The following is a 16,948-nucleotide window of genomic DNA, read 5'->3' as shown; positions in this document are numbered from 1 at the left end:
TGACCCCGTGGTGCTCCGACCGAGCGGGACGGGCACCACGGGGCGAGGGGTCAGACCGTGGTGACGTGGACCCCGGGGCGGCGGGCGGACCAGGGCATCGCGGCCTCGAGCTGAGCCGCCACCCGGATGAGCATCGACTCCGAGCACATCGGCCCGGCGACCTGCACCCCGATCGGCAGGCCGTCCCGGGACTGCCCCAGCGGCAGGCTGATCGCCGGGGTCCCGGTGGTGTTGAACAGCGGGGTGAACGAGAACGCGTCGAAGATCCTGCGGGTCCACCCGAGGGCGTCCAGGTCGGCGTTCGCATTCAGATAGCCCAACGGCATTGCGGGGTTGTTGGTGGTGGGGGTGAGCAGGATGTCGTAGTCACCGAAGAACCGGCCCACCTCCCGGGAGACCGAGGTGAAGGTTGCGGTGGCCGCCGCCATGTCCAGGACGGTCAGGCCCCGGCCGAACTGCACACACGCCCACGTGGTGGCTTCCACGTTGTCCGGGCCCGCGGCCTTGCCGGTCATCGCCTCCACCCCCATGACGGACTCCGCCAGGAAGGCCGCCCACGCCTTGGCCGTGGCCTGCAGGAATTCCTCCCACTCGAACGTGGGCGTAGCCCGCTCCACGTGGTGGCCGGCCTCCTCCAGCGTTCGCGCGACCTGCTCGACCGCGGCCACCACCTCGGGGTCGACCGCCGTGCCCGCCCAGGAGTCGGTGTGCAGCGCGATGCGCAGCCGGCCCGGATCGGCGCCGACCTCCCTGGCCCACGGCCGCTCCGGCGGGGCGATGATGAACCGGTCCCCCGGGTAGCTCACCGCGACCTCGTCGAGCAGGGCCGCGGCATCTCGGACGGACCGCGTGACAGCGAACTCGATGGCCTTGCCGCTCAACGCGGTGCTGTCCAGGTCCGGGCCGAGCGGTACCCGGCCTCGGCTCGGCTTGAGGCCCACCAGCCCGTTGACCGCCGCCGGGATCCGGATGGAGCCGCCACCGTCGTTGGCGTGGGCGACCGGAATCGCTCCGGCAGCCACCAGCGCCCCGGACCCGCCGCTCGAGCCGCCCGCACTCCGCGTGGTGTCCCAGGGGTTCCGGGTGGACCCGTAGACCAGGGCCTCGGTGTTGGCGTTGTAGCCGAACTCAGGAGTGGTGGAGACGGCCACCGTCGCCAGTCCGGCCGCACGGAACCGCTCCATCAGATGCGTGTCCGCGGGCGGGACCACCCCGTCCGCCAGCATCCTCGTGCCCATGCGGGTGGGCACGCCCTCGGCATGGCAGACCAGGTCCTTGATCACAAACGGCACCCCGGCGAACGTCCCGTCCGTGGCGTGGTCGAGGGGCGTGTCGAACGGCCCCGTCGCCACGGCGTTGATGTGCGCGTTGACGGCGGTGATTCCGTCGGTGGCGAGCGTCGCCAATTCGTCCGCGGTGACCTCTCCTGCGGCGACCATCGCGGCGAGCGACGTCGCGTCCTGGGCTGAGTATTCCTCGACGTTCACGGGTCCTCCTGGGGTTGGCATCCGGCGCCTCTTACGCCTGCTGCCCGAATGGTGGCACTATGTGCTCCAGGTCACATCGGCCGAATGGCCGATGCCCCTTCCCGCCCCGGCCTGCAACGATCGGAGGTGTGCATGACGCCAGACATGACGTGGTGGGTCCGTCTCGCCGACAGCGTGCGCGCCGCCGGCCGGGGTGAGGCCCCCCTGGACGAGCCGGTGCGCATGGTGCGCGACGGGCTGGGTTTCGACTGCGCCACGCTCGTCGGCCCTCAGCGGGCCACCGCCGGTGAGGCGCACCCCGTCCTGGTGAACCTGGACTATCCCGGTGACGCCATCCGGTTCATCTCCACCACCTACGCGGCGGAGTGTCCCGCGCACCGCTACATCACCGAGCACCGCGTGGCCGGGAGGTTCATCGACCTCCCGTACGACTTCCGCTCCTCACGCACCTACCGGGAGGCGCTCAAACCTAACGGCTTTCACGAGGGCCTCACGCTCCCCCTCGGCGTGCTCCGCCACGGTTCGCCCCGCCCGGGATTCCTGGCGCTGAGCTCCACCCACGGCCGGCCACTGCGCGACGAGGCCCTGCTCGGGCTGACCATGCTCGCCAGCGAGATCGCCTCCCTGACCGACCCCCGGGCGACTCGCCCTCCCGCCCCCGCGGACCTCGTGGTGTGGGTGGGCCGCGGCAGGCTCGACGTGCGCGTGGGCGATCTGACCCGGGGCCCGTTCACCACCAGAGAGGTCGTGAGGATCGGGGACCTGCACCAGCGCACCGGAGCAGCACTCGGCTTCCGGCACCGCGATGACTCCCGGGGCTGGTGGCACGTCACCACCGACCCCGCCGGGGACGGGGTCCTGATCCGCATCCAGCAGGCCGAGGGCGACGACCACCTGACCCCGCGGGAACTCGATGTGGTGGGACTGCTGTCCCGCGGATGGACCAATGACGAGATCGCCGCCGCCCTGGGGATCTCCGTGCGGACCACCCGCACCCACGTGGAGTCCGCGCTGATGAAGGTGGGAGTGCCCAATCGGACCGCCCTGGCCCGTGAGGCGCTACTCCGTGACCTGGACAGCCTGGATGCGATCCGCTGCGTGGCCCAGGCGCGCCCCCGCTCTCTGCCTGCGTAGACGGGCCGAGGCCCGGACACGACCGGACCCCGGGCCGCGGGTGCGGTCCGGGGTCCGTCTGCTGCCTCAGGTGGCGCGCGCGTCTGGTGGCGGGCGCCTCAGGCGGCGCGCGATCGTGCGTGCCGGGTGGCCAGGGGTGGCCGGTCGGTCAGGAGATGCCGCCGAGGAGGTCGGTGGGCAGCATTCCGGTCAGCGAGTCGGTGCCGCTGCCGTTGCCACTGCTGGCCCCCTGGAGCAGCGAGCCCAGGCCGAGCGATCCCAGGATGGGGGCGGCGAGAGAGCCGAGAGCGAGTGAGCCGAGCGAGCCGATTGCGTCTGAACCCATGAGTAGGCGTCCTTTCGAGCGGGTGCGGGTGGTGACGTGGCGCCGAGGGCGCCTGCTCCTCCGACGGTAGCAGCAGTGTGCCGCGCATCACACCGCGGAAAGGCGGCGTCTCGCTACTGTGGCGCTCGTGGCGACTTGTCGCGCCGAGATGGCGTTGGATCCGGTACTCGTCGACGCGTTGATCGGATCCCCCTACTTCCATGCCGGCCTGCGCGCCTTCGCCGACCCCGATGCGGCACACGTGTACCGCCTGGCCCCCACACCTCCACTTCGGCAGGGCGACGTCGTCCGGTGGCCCGCTGGCGTCACGCGCGCTCGTCGACCCCGGCACACGCCGCCCACGCTGAGGCCGTTCGGTGCCTGGCGCGATGTCTTTCGCCCCAGGCAGCGTCCGCGGCCGTCGCGGCCGTACGCCGTCACGTCTCGCAGTCGCGGGCAGCTGGAGCTCCGACTCTCACGCGGGGGCACAATCTCACAAGGGGGCACGGTCTTACGCGGTAACACTGTGAGGTTCACGGTCGAGCCTTCGGACACCGATCACCACGCGGTGATCTGCATAGACGCGGACCTGCCCGCCCGGATGACCCGGCTGATGCTCCACTACGTCGAGGCCGAGGGTCGGGACTGGCAGCACTTCCTCGGGTTCGGCATCCGGCCCCTGACCCGAGATCCCCACCTCGACTGGGTTCGGCGGCACGGCGCATTGGCCGAGATGCACGGGGAGTTCACCGAACGCGCGGGCGAGCGCTGCGGTTTCCCGGCCCTGCTCGTGATCCGCCATCCCGCCCGCACGGGCGATCGGGACGTCACCTGGGACGAGGTCGCCCGGGAGAACGGGGTGACGATCTCGCCGTCGTCAATGTGGTGGGACCTCGCCGCCACAGGCGGCACTCTCGCGCCGCAGGACCGATTCGATGCGCGCGATGACCGGTTCGGGACGCCGCTCGAGGGCGCAGAAGGGCTTGCCGGAATCGGGGCGCTCTTCGAGGTTCTCGCACGCCACACCTCCACACCCGAGGAGGCGTTCGGTGCGGTCTTCGAGACCTCGGGTCTTGCCTGGAATTCCTACGGGCCGGGCCCCGACCACTCGGTGGCGTCCTACACCGGCAATCCGGACGCGCGGGCCCACCCGCAGCTCGCCGCCGTCCCCGCCTCCCAGATCTGCTCACCCGAGGTCGACCTGGGGCGCACGATGAAGGTCCTCCAGACCACGGTCATCGATGCACCCGCGATGTCGGGACTCGCCTCTGGTCGTTTCCGCGGCGTCGATGCCCTGTGGCCCGACGGCCGGGAATGGCTTGTGGTCACGGACATCGACTGGGAGTACTCCCTGCTCGGTTGTGATCGAGGCACGGCCGAGGCGGTCCTCGCCGCCGAGGGGGTCGAAGCGGTCGAGCTCGGCTGAGTGGTCGTCGTCGTCATCCGGCCGTTCGATTCCCCGTAGCGGAGCCATTGACGGAAGACGGTGAGATCTGATGTGACGGCTCCACACTGGCCGTCCGTCGACCAGAATCACCTCATGCGAGAAATCGATCTTCCCCGCCCCGAGAAGCTGGCGCCCAGGTGGTCCGCACTGGCCGCGGTACTCGCCGCCTACGGGCCGCGGTGGGCGGAATCGGCCTACGCCACCGACTCGACGTGGCATTACGACGACGGCGGCGGCAACTGGGCCGACATCCGCTTCGCCGGCGAGGGGCGGGCGGTACTCCTGGGGTACGACCACGAGTACTCCACCACCTACTTCCGCGCGGCCGCTGAGTACTTCGGGGAGCCCGAGACCGACCTCTTGGCCGGCTGCCCTGCGTGGTGGGCCGAGGCGATCGGCGACTACCTCGAGCGCATCGACTCCGAGGGCATGTGGATCGGGTTCATCTACGGGTTCGACGGTGGCACGTGGACACGCGCGGAGTACGACGACGACGACGGCTTCACCTCCCTGAACCTGCCCGCGCTCGACGACCGGGCCGTGCTCCCGCAGATCACCGGGCAACTCACGATGTCCATCGGCGGCCGCCCGGCAGGCGCTGCCCCCGACCCGGCCCTCCTCGACCGGGTGCTCGCCGAATGCCCCGACCTGAGCGCCGACACCGCGCGGGCGCTCCTGGGTGGGCGCGGGCTCGATGTGGACGCGGCCCTGCGCGCAGCGCACCAGTTCCGGCAGAGGGGCTGAGGGCGGCCTACGCGTCCAAAACCCTAATAGGCGACGGCGTTCGTTCTGGGCAGCGGCGGGGACCTGTCGCCCGCAAACGGGCTTGACCGACCTCCTCCGCTTAGTGCCCTCCTCCGACGGGTAGAGGACACTCGAAAAACACCTGTCGTACGAAGATACGAACCTGCTTATCGACCCTCGTGAACTGCCATTCTGGGCCTTACTGTGTGCGCATGAACGATGCCGACCCCGACTTCACCTTTCCCCGGCCGCCTCGAGCCAACACCGAGGGCGTTGCTCCACACCCGGCTCCGTGGCCGCACGGAGAGCACCCATATCCAGGAGCGCAGAGCCCCTGGCAGGGCGGTGGTCAACCGGCCCCCCGTGCAGCAGGAGAGCCGGCTCTCGGGGGGCCGCACGGAGAACACCCGTACCCCGGAGCGCAGAGCCCCTGGCAGGGCGGTGGTCAACCGGCCCCCCGTGCAGCAGGAGAGCCGGCTCTCGGGGGACCTCACGGAGAACACCTGTACCCCGGAGCGCAGAGCCCCTGGCAGGGCGGTGGTCAACCGGTCCCTCGTGCAGCAGGAGAACCGGCTCTCGGGTCCGTGGTCGCCCGGGACGTTCGTCGAGGCGCGGACGCATTGGTCAATGCCCTGGACTCCGGCTGGAATCGATACGGAGCCAAACTCGACTCCTGGTTGGATTCGCGGGTCGATGCCGCCCACTCATCCGACTCCCCGTCACGCGCGGGCCACGGGATCGTCATTCACCGCCAGATCGCGCCGATGTCCGCCCACGCCTATCGCGCCATGACCTGGATCGTCGCGCTGTTCATCGGTCTTCCGGCGCTCCTGACCCTGGGGGTGCTCCTCTACAACTACTGGGTCTGGTACAACACTCCCGTTCTTAGACTGCTCACCAATCCCGGCCTGACTTTCTGGACGGTGACGGGCTACGGCTTCGTGGCGACCTCGATCCTCGTCGTCTTCTCGGAGAAGAGCCCGTATCAGAGTGAGTCGTTGAGAACCGTATTCACCGTCTACTACGCCGTCATCGCGATCCTGACGTTCTCGATGGGTCTGGAACTCGTCGGTATGCTTTCGACGGCCCCGCCGGAACTGGTCGAGTACATCTCCGCCTCGAGCATCGCAGCGGCGGCGGCGTTCGCGGCCCTTCTGCTGCTCGTGGTGCTTCCCTTCTTGCCTGAGTCGCGCGACTACTTCGCCCGACGTCGCTACTTCGACCAGACGATCAGGCGAATCCACCGAGGAGAGCTGTCCCGAGAGCAGGCTCGTCAACTCGCCCTACCGCCCCCGGTTCCGCCCGCCGTCGTCACCAAGCCACCGCAGATGCTCATTCTGTACGTTCTGGCGACCGCATTGTTTGCCATGCTGCTGGTCCGGAACACGGTGCAGGCCTCGGCTGTTCTCAGTGCCGCGGAGGCAGGTCTCGCGACCAGCGCTGCCGCCGCCCTTCCCGCGACGTCCCCGGAATCGGTCATCGTCGTGTCCTTCCTGGTGCCACTCATCTGGGCAACCATCGCCGTCCTCGCGCTGGCCGGGTCGGTCGTCGGCCGCACATTGTTCACCGTCTACCTCCTCGGAGTCACGTTCTTCGGATTCTGGGCGACCCTGGACCCCCAAGCTGGTAGTTACGGACTCGGTCAGGTCTTTCTGGGTTCCGCGCATCCCGTGTTCACGTCGCTATCCGGTTTCGCTGTCGGCGTCGTCGGTTCATTACTGCTGTTCATGCTGTATCGACCCGAGGTCAGCCGCTTCTACCGAGAGACGTTCCTGAAGGAGAATTCGCCCGAGCGGTCCAGCGACGATATCGAGATCGGGCTGTCCGTCTTGCAGGCTCAGCCCCCGGCAGCCCGAGCTCACGATCCCCGCCCGTGGACCGCACAGCCCAGGACTCAGCCAGGCGACGTCACGTGAGGACACGGGCGGCACGAGCTGGTGACGATTGAGCTGGATACCCGCACCCCTGACCGACTCCGCGCATGCGTAAGGGCAGGGTCCCGGTCTGCCCCGGGTGCACCTGGCCTTGCGACTCGCCCGACACCCACGGTGCCGCGCTCTCGGCTCACGGTACCGGGCTAAATGCACGGTGCAACACCGCTGCGCTTACTCGCCAGCGAGATTGTGACCACATTGGGCGAGGGTGGTTCGCGTACTCGATCAAGCTGGTGCGTTGACCATCCGAGCTCAAGCCGGTGTCGGGGAATGTCGCACCGGGCGGGCATCTAGACCGGTTCGACCCCGCTGACTCGGGATGACATCGTGAGCCCGCAGCGCAATTCCGCAGCCGGTCGCCATTGTCCGACGCGAGTGCCAGAGTGGACCCATGGCGAGCAAGGGCGGCAAGGAGTCGGTCGAGGTCGACGGGCGCACCGTGCGGTTCACCCACCCCGACAAAGTGCTCTACGACGCGACCGGCACCACCAAGGGCGATGTGCTGGAGTACTACCTCGCCGTGGCGCCGCTCCTCATGACGTACGCCGGTCAGCGGCCCGTGACCCGCAAGCGCTGGCCCGACGGCACCGAGGACAAGTCGTTCTTCGAGAAGAACCTGCCCTCCCACGCGCCCGACTGGGTCTCGCGGGTGGCGATCGAGCACTCCTCGCGCACGGTCACCTACCCGGTGCTCGACTCCCCCGCGACGCTGGCGTGGTTCGCCCAGCAGGCCGCGCTCGAACTCCACGTGCCGCAGTGGACCCTGACCGACGGCGAGCCGGGTCGGACCAGGCGGATCGTCATCGACCTGGACCCCGGCCAGGACGTCGACCTGGATACGACGGCGAAGGTCGCGCTGCGCGTCCGGGATCTCCTCACCGAGGCGGGCCTGGACTCCTACGCCGTGACCAGCGGATCCAAGGGCATCCACCTCTACGCGCGGCTGGACAAGGCCGTCACCGCCAAGGGTGCCTCCGCGGTGGCCAAGCAGATCGCCCAGTCGCTGGCCAAGCAGACCCCGGACCTGGTCACCGCCACCATGAAGCGCTCCATCCGCGACGGCAAGGTGTTCGTGGACTGGAGCCAGAACAGCGGCGCCAAGACCACCGTCGCGCCCTACTCGCTACGCGGCCGCGCCGAGCCGTGGGTTGCTGCCCCGCGCTCGTGGGAGGAGCTCGGCGACGGCGGGCTCAAGCACCTGCACTGGGACGAGATGCTTAAGCGACTGGAGTCCGAAGGCGATCTGCTTGAAGGGCTGGAGGGACCCGCTAAGAAGGGCGGCGGGTCGAAGAAGGGTGCCACCAAGAAGTCTGCCGCGAGGAAGTCCTCGGCATCGCGGGAGAAGAAGTCGGGGGGCAGCAAGAAGTCCTCGTCGTCGTCATCAGAGGACGGGGACCCCGAGCGCGGCGGTTCCGATTCATCCGGCGCCGATTCCGCCGGAGGCCAGCCCGACAGCGACAATGCGCCCCGCGCGGCGGCCGAGGAGGGCTGCGACGCCGGCCCCACCGACGCCGATGCCGTGGTGACCAGCCTCGAGGAATACCGCCGCAAGCGCGACCGTCGCAAGACCCCGGAGCCGTTCCACGGCGAGGTCGAGACCGATCGCTCCGACGGCGACGGCCCGATCTTCGTGATCCAGGAACACCACGCCCGCCACCTGCACTACGACCTGCGGCTCGAACATCACGGCGTGCTGGCCTCGTGGGCGGTGCCCAAGAACCTCCCGACCGAGCCCAAGGACCGGCGGCTGGCCGTCAACACCGAGGACCACCCGCTGGGCTACCAGACGTTCGAGGGCACCATCCCCAAGGGCGAGTACGGCGCCGGGCACATGACCGTGTGGGACCGCGGCACCTACGAGTGCGAGAAGTGGAAGACCGACGAGATCATCGTGTGGCTCCACGGTGAGAAGGTTTCCGGCCGGTACGTGCTGGTGCGCACGAGCGCCGAGAAGAACCAGTGGATCGTGCAGTACATGAAGGACCAGTCGCCGGACTCGTTCTACGGCGGGCGCGACAACCCCAAGTCGTCCTATCCCTCGGATGACGATCGCTCCGGGGGGTCAGACGCGTCGCGGTCCCGTGAGTCGGGCGACTCGACTACCCACCGTTCGGACGCTGGTCGGTCCCGCGACTCCGAGATGTCCGATCGCCCCGACGCTCCCCCGCTGCCGATGATCCCCACGGCCGGCTCGGTGACGTCCCTGTCCGAGGACACGTGGGCCTTCGAGGGCAAGTGGGACGGCTACCGAGTGACCGTGTCCACCGACGGGGTGCGGAGCCGCCTGATGAGCCGCAACGGCAACTCGATGGATTGGCTGGCCGACGGGTTCCCCGGGCTGGCGGAGGCGCTAGGGAAGCCGGCGAAGCTCGACGGCGAACTGGTGGTCCCCGGCCCCGACGGCGTGCCCGAGTTCTCCGCGCTGGCCAAGCAGGCCGCCGCGGAAGGAGGCGACTCGTCGATCGGCCCGGTGCACCTGTTCGTCTTTGACGTGCTCGAGGTCGACGGCGTGGACCTGCGCCGCGAGCGGTGGGAGCGGCGTCGCGAGGTGCTCGACCTGCTGACCCCCGCACTGGACGCGGTCGACCGGGTCCAGGTGCCGGGCGTGCTCGACGGCCCCGGTGACCGCGCATTGGCCGAGGCCGAGGAGTTCGGCTGGGAGGGCATCGTGGCCAAAAGGCGGGACTCCCACTACCAGTCGGGGAAGCGGGCCAAGACCTGGCTCAAGGAGAAGCTGCTCACCACCACCGAGGCCGTGGTGGGCGGCTGGCGGCCGGGCAAGGGCGGGCGCTCCGGCTCACTCGGCTCCCTACTGCTCGGCCTGCCCGCGCAAACGGGGCTCACCTACATCGGCCGCGTGGGCACCGGCTTTTCCGACCGGCAGGGCAAGGCCCTACTCGAGGAGCTCGAACCGCTGCGCCGCCGCTCGAGTCCATTCCTCGAGGACCTGCCGTCCGATGCCCGCCGGGACGCCATCTGGGTGCTGCCCAAGCTCGTGGTGGAGGTCCGCCACCAGGGGTTCACCGAGGAGGGGGTGCTGCGGCAGTCGACGTGGCGGGACATCCGGCGCGACAAGCTGCCGGGGGATCTTTGACACGTCTAAGCAGTTACTGCTTACCAGTCGAGTTTGACTGGAGCCTTCATCCACCGGCCTCCTCAGAGTTCAGGCCCTTGCTGACGGATTCCTGAGCTGGCCCTCTTCCTGCGAAAGCCAGGACTTTCCGATGGACGCCCTCCACCCTACCGTCAAGGTTTGCTTAGATTAACCACTATAACGCCCGCGATGTTCTCAGGCATCTCCGATTCGATGCCACGGGGATCGACATTCCCAGTCATTACCTGGAGGGCATACCACGGTGGCGTTCGAAGTAGCGGCGCTAGCATTAGCCGAAAATAACTCTGGTTCCAGTGGCCTGTATCGTTTGGAAACTCGGAAAACACTGACCCAAGCCGGTCGTGCTCCCCAGTTCTAGCGGAGTCGCTCGTGTCAAGCGTACTGGCTTGGCCCAATCGAGCCTGGAGAACTCTATCGATCATACCGCGGGCGACGGCTCGGGTTCCGTCCTGTCGATACGTCAAGAATTCGGAGAGTTCGGGACCTAGTTGCCTCTTGAGCGCCGGGATCAATGGCGCAGCCGAAATTGCTGATGAAGTCAGATCCTCTAAGGCTACTGATCGTTCATATGTAGAAACCGAATCGCGAACCAGTGCGCCATCGGCGAGCAGCGCCGGCATCAGGGAAATAGAGCGCTTAACACAAGCAAGGCAACGCCCGCTGCGGTGAACACTTGAGCAACGCTGCCATGATCGATAGTCGCCCGTTCCGAGGTAAAGAGCATATGTGGGCAGGAGATCAAGAAGTCTAGCCGCATCATGAAGCACCTCGTGTTGCGTGCGTCCCGTCCCGCTGACCTTGTATCCGAAGTCAAACATCCATTGACTATCAGACACTGTCACGCGTTTCGCTTGGACGAGCATTCCGTAAGCCTCATCGCCATCTATCCACCACCACACCCAGTCAGCACCACTTCGCGCCTCGGCGTTCTGCGTGAACGGAACGACTGTGGCAGCCTGCGCAGCGTACGCCATGACAATTTCTGTAATGGAAGTCTCACTCCATCTCAGTTCTGCCTGTTCACATGCAGACATCTGCCGAACAGCGTGGATACGAGCGCGCCTGAAAGCTGCATCGATCTCGGACATCGCCTCGCCTCGACCTTCTACAACTGAACCTGGTTTGCACAGGGGGCCGCGCCGTTGTGGGCGCGGTGAACGCGTCGACAATCATCCCAGAGTCTGGAGGATTCTGTTGCGCAGTTCGAGGTCACTCGCTGCGGAGACGGCCCGGAGGGCGAATCTCCCCTGATTCGATCAGAAGCATCCCGCAAACGAAAGAGTTTACCGATCCAGGCCCTTTGATGGGTTGCCCTGAAGATCGCGTTTGGCCGAAGGTCTCGACACGTGCATTACCCCATAGCAAGCAGCTACGGGAAGAAGCGTCCCAGCCCGCGCCTCCCGGCGGAGTCGTACTGGTGCACCAGGGCCCTGAGCCGCAGGTTCAGCTCGTCCATGCGTGTTGTCCGCCCGAGTAACTCGTCGATCTCGTCCGCTCCCGGCCGGGTCTCGTTGAGCAGCGCATCGGCGTCTTCGAGGACATCCAGGAATTCCGGGTCCCGTGCAGCCCGCTCCTCGATCTTCGGAAACCTCTCGACCAGTGCGGTCCCCACCGCCCGGCTCTCCCGCAGGTCGTACCAGGATTCGACCGTCAGTGAGAGCGCCCTGTGCGCCGCGTCGTGGGCCGCCTCGACTGACGCGGCTGCCTTCTTCGCCGTCACCTGCAGCGGATCCACTCCGGCCAGCAGCCTGCGGCGGTGGGCGAGTTCGTCGATCGCCGATCGCACCAGCCAGGTGGTGTACCAGAACCAGCCCGCGATGATCGCCAGTAACAGCAGGCCTATGACCACGGGGACGAGGAGCCTCAACACGGTGCCACCTGCTGGACAGCGCCATCACGGGGAACCATCATGACCCCACCACCAGCGCGAGCACGATCCCCAGTGGGACCGCCAGGGAGACCGCGGCGCCGACGAGCTTGCCCGTCGCCGACCACAGCAGCCGGGACGCCTCCGTTTGCGCACCCTGCTCGTCGATCACGCAGGCCTCCCGGGCCGCGACCTCCACCCGGGTGGCCGTCGCCTCCGGCCACCCGCGCGGCACCCGGCGCAGCGGATTACGGCCGAGCCCGTCGGCGGCAAGCGCGGCACGCTGGCCGGACCACTCGCGCAGCGCCGCGTCCAGTCGGAGGCGAGCCTGCTCAGCGGCAGCGTTCTGCTGGCGGTCAATTGAAGCGGAGTACATCTCCATCGACGACATGGGCTACGGCCACCTTCCCTGCGCTGTCGCGGGCCGGGTCATGGCCCAGTGTCCCACCTGCAGATGACGACCTTGTGTCGTTGGCGGACACACCTGCTCATCCTGCGCCGTACGGGGTGGTCGCCGAGCGATGGCGGACCCGAGCGGGCAGGACGAAGAGCATGGCCGTCACGAGGACCGCCATCACCGCCCCCGCCACGAGCCCCGGCAGCGGTCCGACCACCAGCGAGAACACCAGCGCCGCCAGCCCCACCAACGCGATCGACAGCATGGCCAGGCCGACGCGGGCGAGCGTTGCGGACAACTTCAGCACCCGGTCCTTGCGGTGGGAACGGAACACCGCGCGGTGGATCATCACCGGGGCCAGCAGGACGACGGTCGACGCGAGAGCAAGTGTCAAAACCGCCAGGTAGAGGGCTCGGCCGCCGGCCCCGATGTCGGCGAAACGGTCCTGGAACGGGACCACCAGCAGGAACCCGGTGAGTACCTGCCCGCCGGTCTGCACGATGCGCAGTTCCTGCAGCAGTTCGATCCAGTTGCGGTCGATCCGCTGGGCCTCGGTCTCGTCGCGCTCCTCGGCCATGCCCTCGCCGGGCTTGTCCTCGCCGGGCTGGCCGTGTTCTACGGAGTTCATCTCGCTCCCTTCGCCGCGTGGGCCCATCGTCGTCCGCCCGGCTCGGGGACGTAAGCGCTCCCGGCACATCCGCGGGCCGACCGCAAGTCAGCGGCTGTGGGGAGGCCGCGGCGGTGCTCAGACCGCAGCAGCCAGCCGCTTCTCGTCGATCGTCCGGTCGAAGACCAGGGCGTAGAGCAGGCCCGCACCCACGGCCGTGTAGGGCCATAGAAGATAGAAGATCACTCCCGTCGACATCGGCAGGCCCCAGAGCATCGCGTCACCCGCCGCGGTGAGGATCGACCACAGCACCAGCACTCCCAGCCCCGAGCAGTAGGCGACGATCGCGAGGGTCGACACCCTCTCCCAGGACCCGTCGGAGTGCAGGGAGCCGAGCAGCATCATGATCACCGCGAAGATCGGCACGGCGATGAACACCATCTGCCACGTGTCGGTGAACATCCCGAGCAGCGCGAAGGCGGCCACCGCCACGAAGGCGTGGATCAGCATGCCCGCGCGCTTGTGGTCGGGCTCGGGAGCGTCGGCGGGGTCGAGCAGGGCCGACTCGGCGGCCGGGTCGGAAGCGTGATCAGACATGGTCGTTCCTTTCGGTGGTGGCGGCCCGTGAGGTCGCTGCGGTGGAGGCGGCCCGGGGCGACGCCGCTGTGGTGGCATCCGCAGTCGGGGCAGCCCCGCCGCCGAGCCGCGGATCGGTCACCGCGCTGCGGCCGCCGTACAGGAATTCCAGGGTGGCGTCGGGGTGACGGTTGGTGGTCATCAGCGACACGACGTAGAACAGCACGATCGACACGAGCAGCGAGATGCCGCCGACCTGCATGAACGCGGGGACGGAGATGATGTCCCGCGCGGCCAGGGAGGTGATGATCATGTTGCCGAGGATCGCGAACGCCACTGTCACGGTCGCGGCGGTGGCCGTAGCGCGATGCCAGTAGATGGACATGACCACCGGGCCGACGATCGCGGCGGCGAAGGCGGCCCAGCCCAGCGCGCCGAGCAGGAACACCACCTGCGAGAGGAACAGGGTGAGCAGGACCGACAGCACCACCAGGGTCAGGCTCGCGATCCGGCTCCACAGCAGCTCGCGGACCACCTTGATGCCGAAGGCGCCGGGCAGGTCGCGCATCATCGAGGAGGCGCCGATGGTGATGAAGCTCGAGGCCGAGGACATGATGGCCGCAAGCAGGCCGGTCAGCGCGATGCCGCCGACGATCGGGTTGGTCACCGAGTCGAGGAACCAGATGGCGGTGTCGTCGATGTTCTCGAGCTCCGGGGCGTCTCCGGTGAGGGTCATGGAGCGGGTGGACAGACCGATGCCCACGGAGAACAGAGTGGTGATGGCGTAGGCGATACCCGCCACGGCGGCACCCCACTTGAGCTGGGTCATGTCGCGGAGCATGAGGAACTTGGTGAGCAGCTGCGGCTGGCCCACGGCGCCCACGAAGATCAGGAGCCCAAAGGCGAAGATGTAGGTCGGCGCCTGGACGCCGTCGATCGAGAGCATCTCCACGCTGCCCGCCGAGATGGTGTCGAGCATGGGCAGCCACCCGCCGGCCACCTGGACGGCAAAGAAGAACAGCCCGACGGACATGACCACCATGAGCACGCCCTGCACGAGGTCGGTCCACACGGCGGCGAGCATGCCGCCGGCCATCGTGTACGCGGCCACGACCATGGAACCGATCCACACGCTGGTGGGGATCGAGGTGCCCAGAAGCAGCGAGATGATCACGCCGATCGAGGTGACCTGCGCGGTCATATACGCGATCGAGGCGATGAACACCGCCACGGACATGGTGGCGTGGGAGGTGCGGTCCTGGAAGCGGACGCGGATGAGGTCGGGCACCGAGTAGACGCGGTGTTTCTTGCCGATCCAGTTGAGTCGGCTGCCCAGCAGGAACCAGGCGGCGGCAAAGCCGAAGGGTGCGAACAGCCCCACGGCGATGAGCGCCTGCAGGCCCCAGGCGTAGGTCTGGCCGGTGCCGCCGACCATGCCCCAGCCGGACTGGATGGAGGAGAAGCTCGCGATGGCCATGACGAAGAAGCCCAGGGACTGCCCCGCGACGAGGAACTCCTTGGCCGACTTCATCTTGGTGTTGGCCCACGCGCCGATGGCGAACATGAGCACGAAATAGGCGAGCACGACGCCTATGACGACGGGATTGTTCATGAGGGGTCCTCAGGGGTCGGTCGGGCGTGGTCGGATGTCGAAACGTGGTCGGCGCGCAGCGCGGCGCGGCGGATCTTGCCGGTGTTGGTGGTGGGGAGCTCGTCGAGGAACCGCACCTCCCGCGGGTACTGGTAGAAGGCCAGGCGCTCCTTGACCAGGGCCTGGATCTCGCCGGCCAGCTCGTCGGTTCCGCTGACCCCCTCGGCGGGGACGACGTACGCGACGATCGCCTCGCCGCGCAGCTCGTCCGGCACGCCGATCACGGCCACCATCTCGACGCCACCGTGGCGCAGGATCTGGTCCTCGATCTCGCCGGGGCCCACCCGGTAGCCGGCCGACGAGATCAAATCGTCGTTGCGGCCGGCGAACCAGAAGTCCCCGTCGTCGTCGACCCGCGCCAGATCCCCGGTGTGCAGCACTCCCCCGGCGGTCTTCTCGGCGGTCTTGTCGGGGGAGTTCCAATAGCGCAGGAACGCGTTGGGGCTGGGCAGGCGCACGCAGATCTCGCCGACCTCGCCCGCCGCGACCGGTTGGCCCACCTCGTCCAGCAGGACCAGGTCGAACCCGGGCGTGGGGCGACCCATGGAGCCGGGCGGGGTCGCGAACTCGGCGTGACACGTGCCCACGATCAGATTGCATTCGGTCTGCCCGTAGATCTCGTTGACCTGCACACCCAGCGCCCCGCGCGCCCACTCGGCCACGGATTCGCCCAGCGCCTCGCCCCCGGAGAACGCGGCCCGCAGCCCGGTGTGCGAGTAGTCCACCTCGGACGCGCGCATCATTTTGAGGATGGTCGGCGGCAGGAACGAGCAGGTCACCCCGTGCCGCCGCAGGGTGTGTTCGACGGTCTCCGGGCTGGGCCGCCGGGCCGAGGCCACCACGGGTACACCGCTGTAGAGGCTCGGCAGCAGCACGTCGAGCAGCCCGCCGGCCCACGCCCAGTCGGCGGGGGTCCAGAACACGTCGCCCTGCTCGGGGAACCCGTCGAGCGCGCGGACGACGCCGGGCATGTGCCCCAGCACCACACGGTGCCCGTGCAGTGCGCCCTTGGGCTGGCCGGTGGTTCCGGAGGTGTAGATGAGCAGGGCCGGGTCGTCGGGGCCGGTGTCTCCGGCGACGACGGCGAGGTCCGCCGAGTCCGTCACCGACAGCGGCAGCACGGTGAGCGCCCGCGCCTCCGCGGCCGGCCCCGCCTCGCCGGTGACCAACACCGTGGCGAGCTCGGGCAACTCGGTCAGTTCCCCGGCCAAGCGCGCGTAGCAGTCCGCGTCGAACACCGCCGCCACTGCGCCCGAGTCGCCCATGCGGAACAGCGCGGCCTCGGGGCCGAACTTCACCGAGAGCGGGACCGCGATCGCACCCATCAGGTAGGCGGCCACGTGCGCCACGGCGGTCTCGGCGGACTGCGCGCACATCACGGCGATCCGGTCGCCCTCGCCGACCCCGCGCTCGCGGAGAAAAGCGATGAGGCGGCGGGCGCGGTCGCCGAGTTCGCCGAAGGTGGTGATCTCCGGCGGGTCGTCGCCGCGGTCCACCACGATCGCGGGGGACTGCCGCGGATGGGCGTCCGTGCAGGCGGCTCCGATGTTGAATCGGTCCGGGATCTCCCACCGGAAGCCCTCGGGCCCCAGCGGCGGACGCCAGGGCCGTGCCTGGGTGGTCGGTGGCATGGGTTCAACTCCTCGGTCTCTGTGAGCCCCCTCACTCAGAGGAGCTCGCCCCAC

14 protein-coding genes are annotated in these 16,948 nt (G+C 68.4%); 5 read left to right on the top strand and 9 right to left on the bottom strand.

The window, feature by feature from the left end; translation table 11 throughout:
* Nucleotides 1–50: 50 nt before the first annotated feature.
* Nucleotides 51–1,487: an amidase gene (locus CEY15_RS04735; RefSeq protein ID WP_095717513.1), complete on the bottom strand. Its 1,437-nt coding sequence runs from the start codon at nt 1,485–1,487 to the stop codon at nt 51–53.
* 132 nt (nt 1,488–1,619) lie between these two features.
* Here CEY15_RS04735 and CEY15_RS18695 point away from each other — a divergent pair, with 132 nt between their 5' ends.
* Nucleotides 1,620–2,621, top strand: a complete 1,002-nt coding sequence (locus CEY15_RS18695) for a helix-turn-helix transcriptional regulator (RefSeq protein ID WP_245847256.1) — start codon at nt 1,620–1,622, stop codon at nt 2,619–2,621.
* 148 nt (nt 2,622–2,769) lie between these two features.
* On the opposite strand, the gene CEY15_RS18420 is transcribed toward CEY15_RS18695, so the two are convergent.
* The gene (locus CEY15_RS18420; RefSeq protein WP_176475023.1) at nt 2,770–2,946 is read right to left on the bottom strand and encodes a hypothetical protein; all 177 of its coding nucleotides are present in this window, start codon (nt 2,944–2,946) and stop codon (nt 2,770–2,772) included.
* Nucleotides 2,947–3,451: 505 nt separating this feature from the next.
* Here CEY15_RS18420 and CEY15_RS04725 point away from each other — a divergent pair.
* The 4 genes from CEY15_RS04725 (at nt 3,452) to CEY15_RS04710 (ending at nt 10,144) form a co-directional block, all read left to right on the top strand.
* Nucleotides 3,452–4,351, top strand: coding sequence for a hypothetical protein (locus CEY15_RS04725; RefSeq protein ID WP_095717512.1), 900 nt, complete (start codon nt 3,452–3,454; stop codon nt 4,349–4,351).
* Between the two features lie 114 nt (nt 4,352–4,465).
* Nucleotides 4,466–5,116: a hypothetical protein gene (locus CEY15_RS04720; RefSeq protein ID WP_245847254.1), complete on the top strand. Its 651-nt coding sequence runs from the start codon at nt 4,466–4,468 to the stop codon at nt 5,114–5,116.
* A gap of 620 nt (nt 5,117–5,736) precedes the next feature.
* On the top strand, nt 5,737–7,032 hold the full coding sequence (locus CEY15_RS04715) for a hypothetical protein (RefSeq protein ID WP_141244208.1): 1,296 nt from the start codon (nt 5,737–5,739) through the stop codon (nt 7,030–7,032).
* 409 nt (nt 7,033–7,441) lie between these two features.
* Nucleotides 7,442–10,144, top strand: a complete 2,703-nt coding sequence (locus CEY15_RS04710; protein ID WP_095717510.1) for an ATP-dependent DNA ligase — start codon at nt 7,442–7,444, stop codon at nt 10,142–10,144.
* Between the two features lie 152 nt (nt 10,145–10,296).
* Here the strand turns inward: CEY15_RS04710 and CEY15_RS04705 are convergent, their stop codons facing one another.
* The 7 genes from CEY15_RS04705 to CEY15_RS04675 form a co-directional block, all read right to left on the bottom strand.
* Nucleotides 10,297–11,253, bottom strand: coding sequence for a DUF6615 family protein (locus tag CEY15_RS04705; protein WP_095717509.1), 957 nt, complete (start codon nt 11,251–11,253; stop codon nt 10,297–10,299).
* A gap of 281 nt (nt 11,254–11,534) precedes the next feature.
* Nucleotides 11,535–12,035, bottom strand: coding sequence for a hypothetical protein (locus CEY15_RS04700; RefSeq protein WP_095717508.1), 501 nt, complete (start codon nt 12,033–12,035; stop codon nt 11,535–11,537).
* Between the two features lie 37 nt (nt 12,036–12,072).
* Nucleotides 12,073–12,423, bottom strand: a complete 351-nt coding sequence (locus tag CEY15_RS04695) for a hypothetical protein (RefSeq protein ID WP_095717507.1) — start codon at nt 12,421–12,423, stop codon at nt 12,073–12,075.
* A gap of 97 nt (nt 12,424–12,520) precedes the next feature.
* A complete protein-coding gene (locus CEY15_RS04690; protein WP_245847252.1) occupies nt 12,521–13,057 on the bottom strand; it encodes a DUF6328 family protein in 537 nt (178 codons plus the stop codon).
* Nucleotides 13,058–13,174: 117 nt separating this feature from the next.
* Nucleotides 13,175–13,633 carry a hypothetical protein gene (locus CEY15_RS04685; RefSeq protein WP_095717506.1) on the bottom strand — a complete coding sequence of 153 codons (459 nt, stop codon included), beginning with the start codon at nt 13,631–13,633 and terminating at the stop codon, nt 13,175–13,177.
* On the bottom strand, nt 13,626–15,224 hold the full coding sequence (locus CEY15_RS04680; RefSeq protein WP_245847250.1) for a sodium:solute symporter family protein: 1,599 nt from the start codon (nt 15,222–15,224) through the stop codon (nt 13,626–13,628). Before CEY15_RS04680 ends, CEY15_RS04685 begins: the two co-directional genes overlap by 8 nt.
* Nucleotides 15,221–16,894, bottom strand: coding sequence for an AMP-binding protein (locus CEY15_RS04675; RefSeq protein WP_095717505.1), 1,674 nt, complete (start codon nt 16,892–16,894; stop codon nt 15,221–15,223). The genes CEY15_RS04680 and CEY15_RS04675 overlap by 4 nt, the downstream gene beginning before the upstream one ends.
* Nucleotides 16,895–16,948: the final 54 nt, after the last annotated feature.

It is taken from the genome of Dietzia natronolimnaea, assembly GCF_002289575.1.
Taxonomy (GTDB): domain Bacteria; phylum Actinomycetota; class Actinomycetes; order Mycobacteriales; family Mycobacteriaceae; genus Dietzia; species Dietzia natronolimnaea_A.
This window is presented reverse-complemented; position numbering and strand designations above follow the sequence as displayed.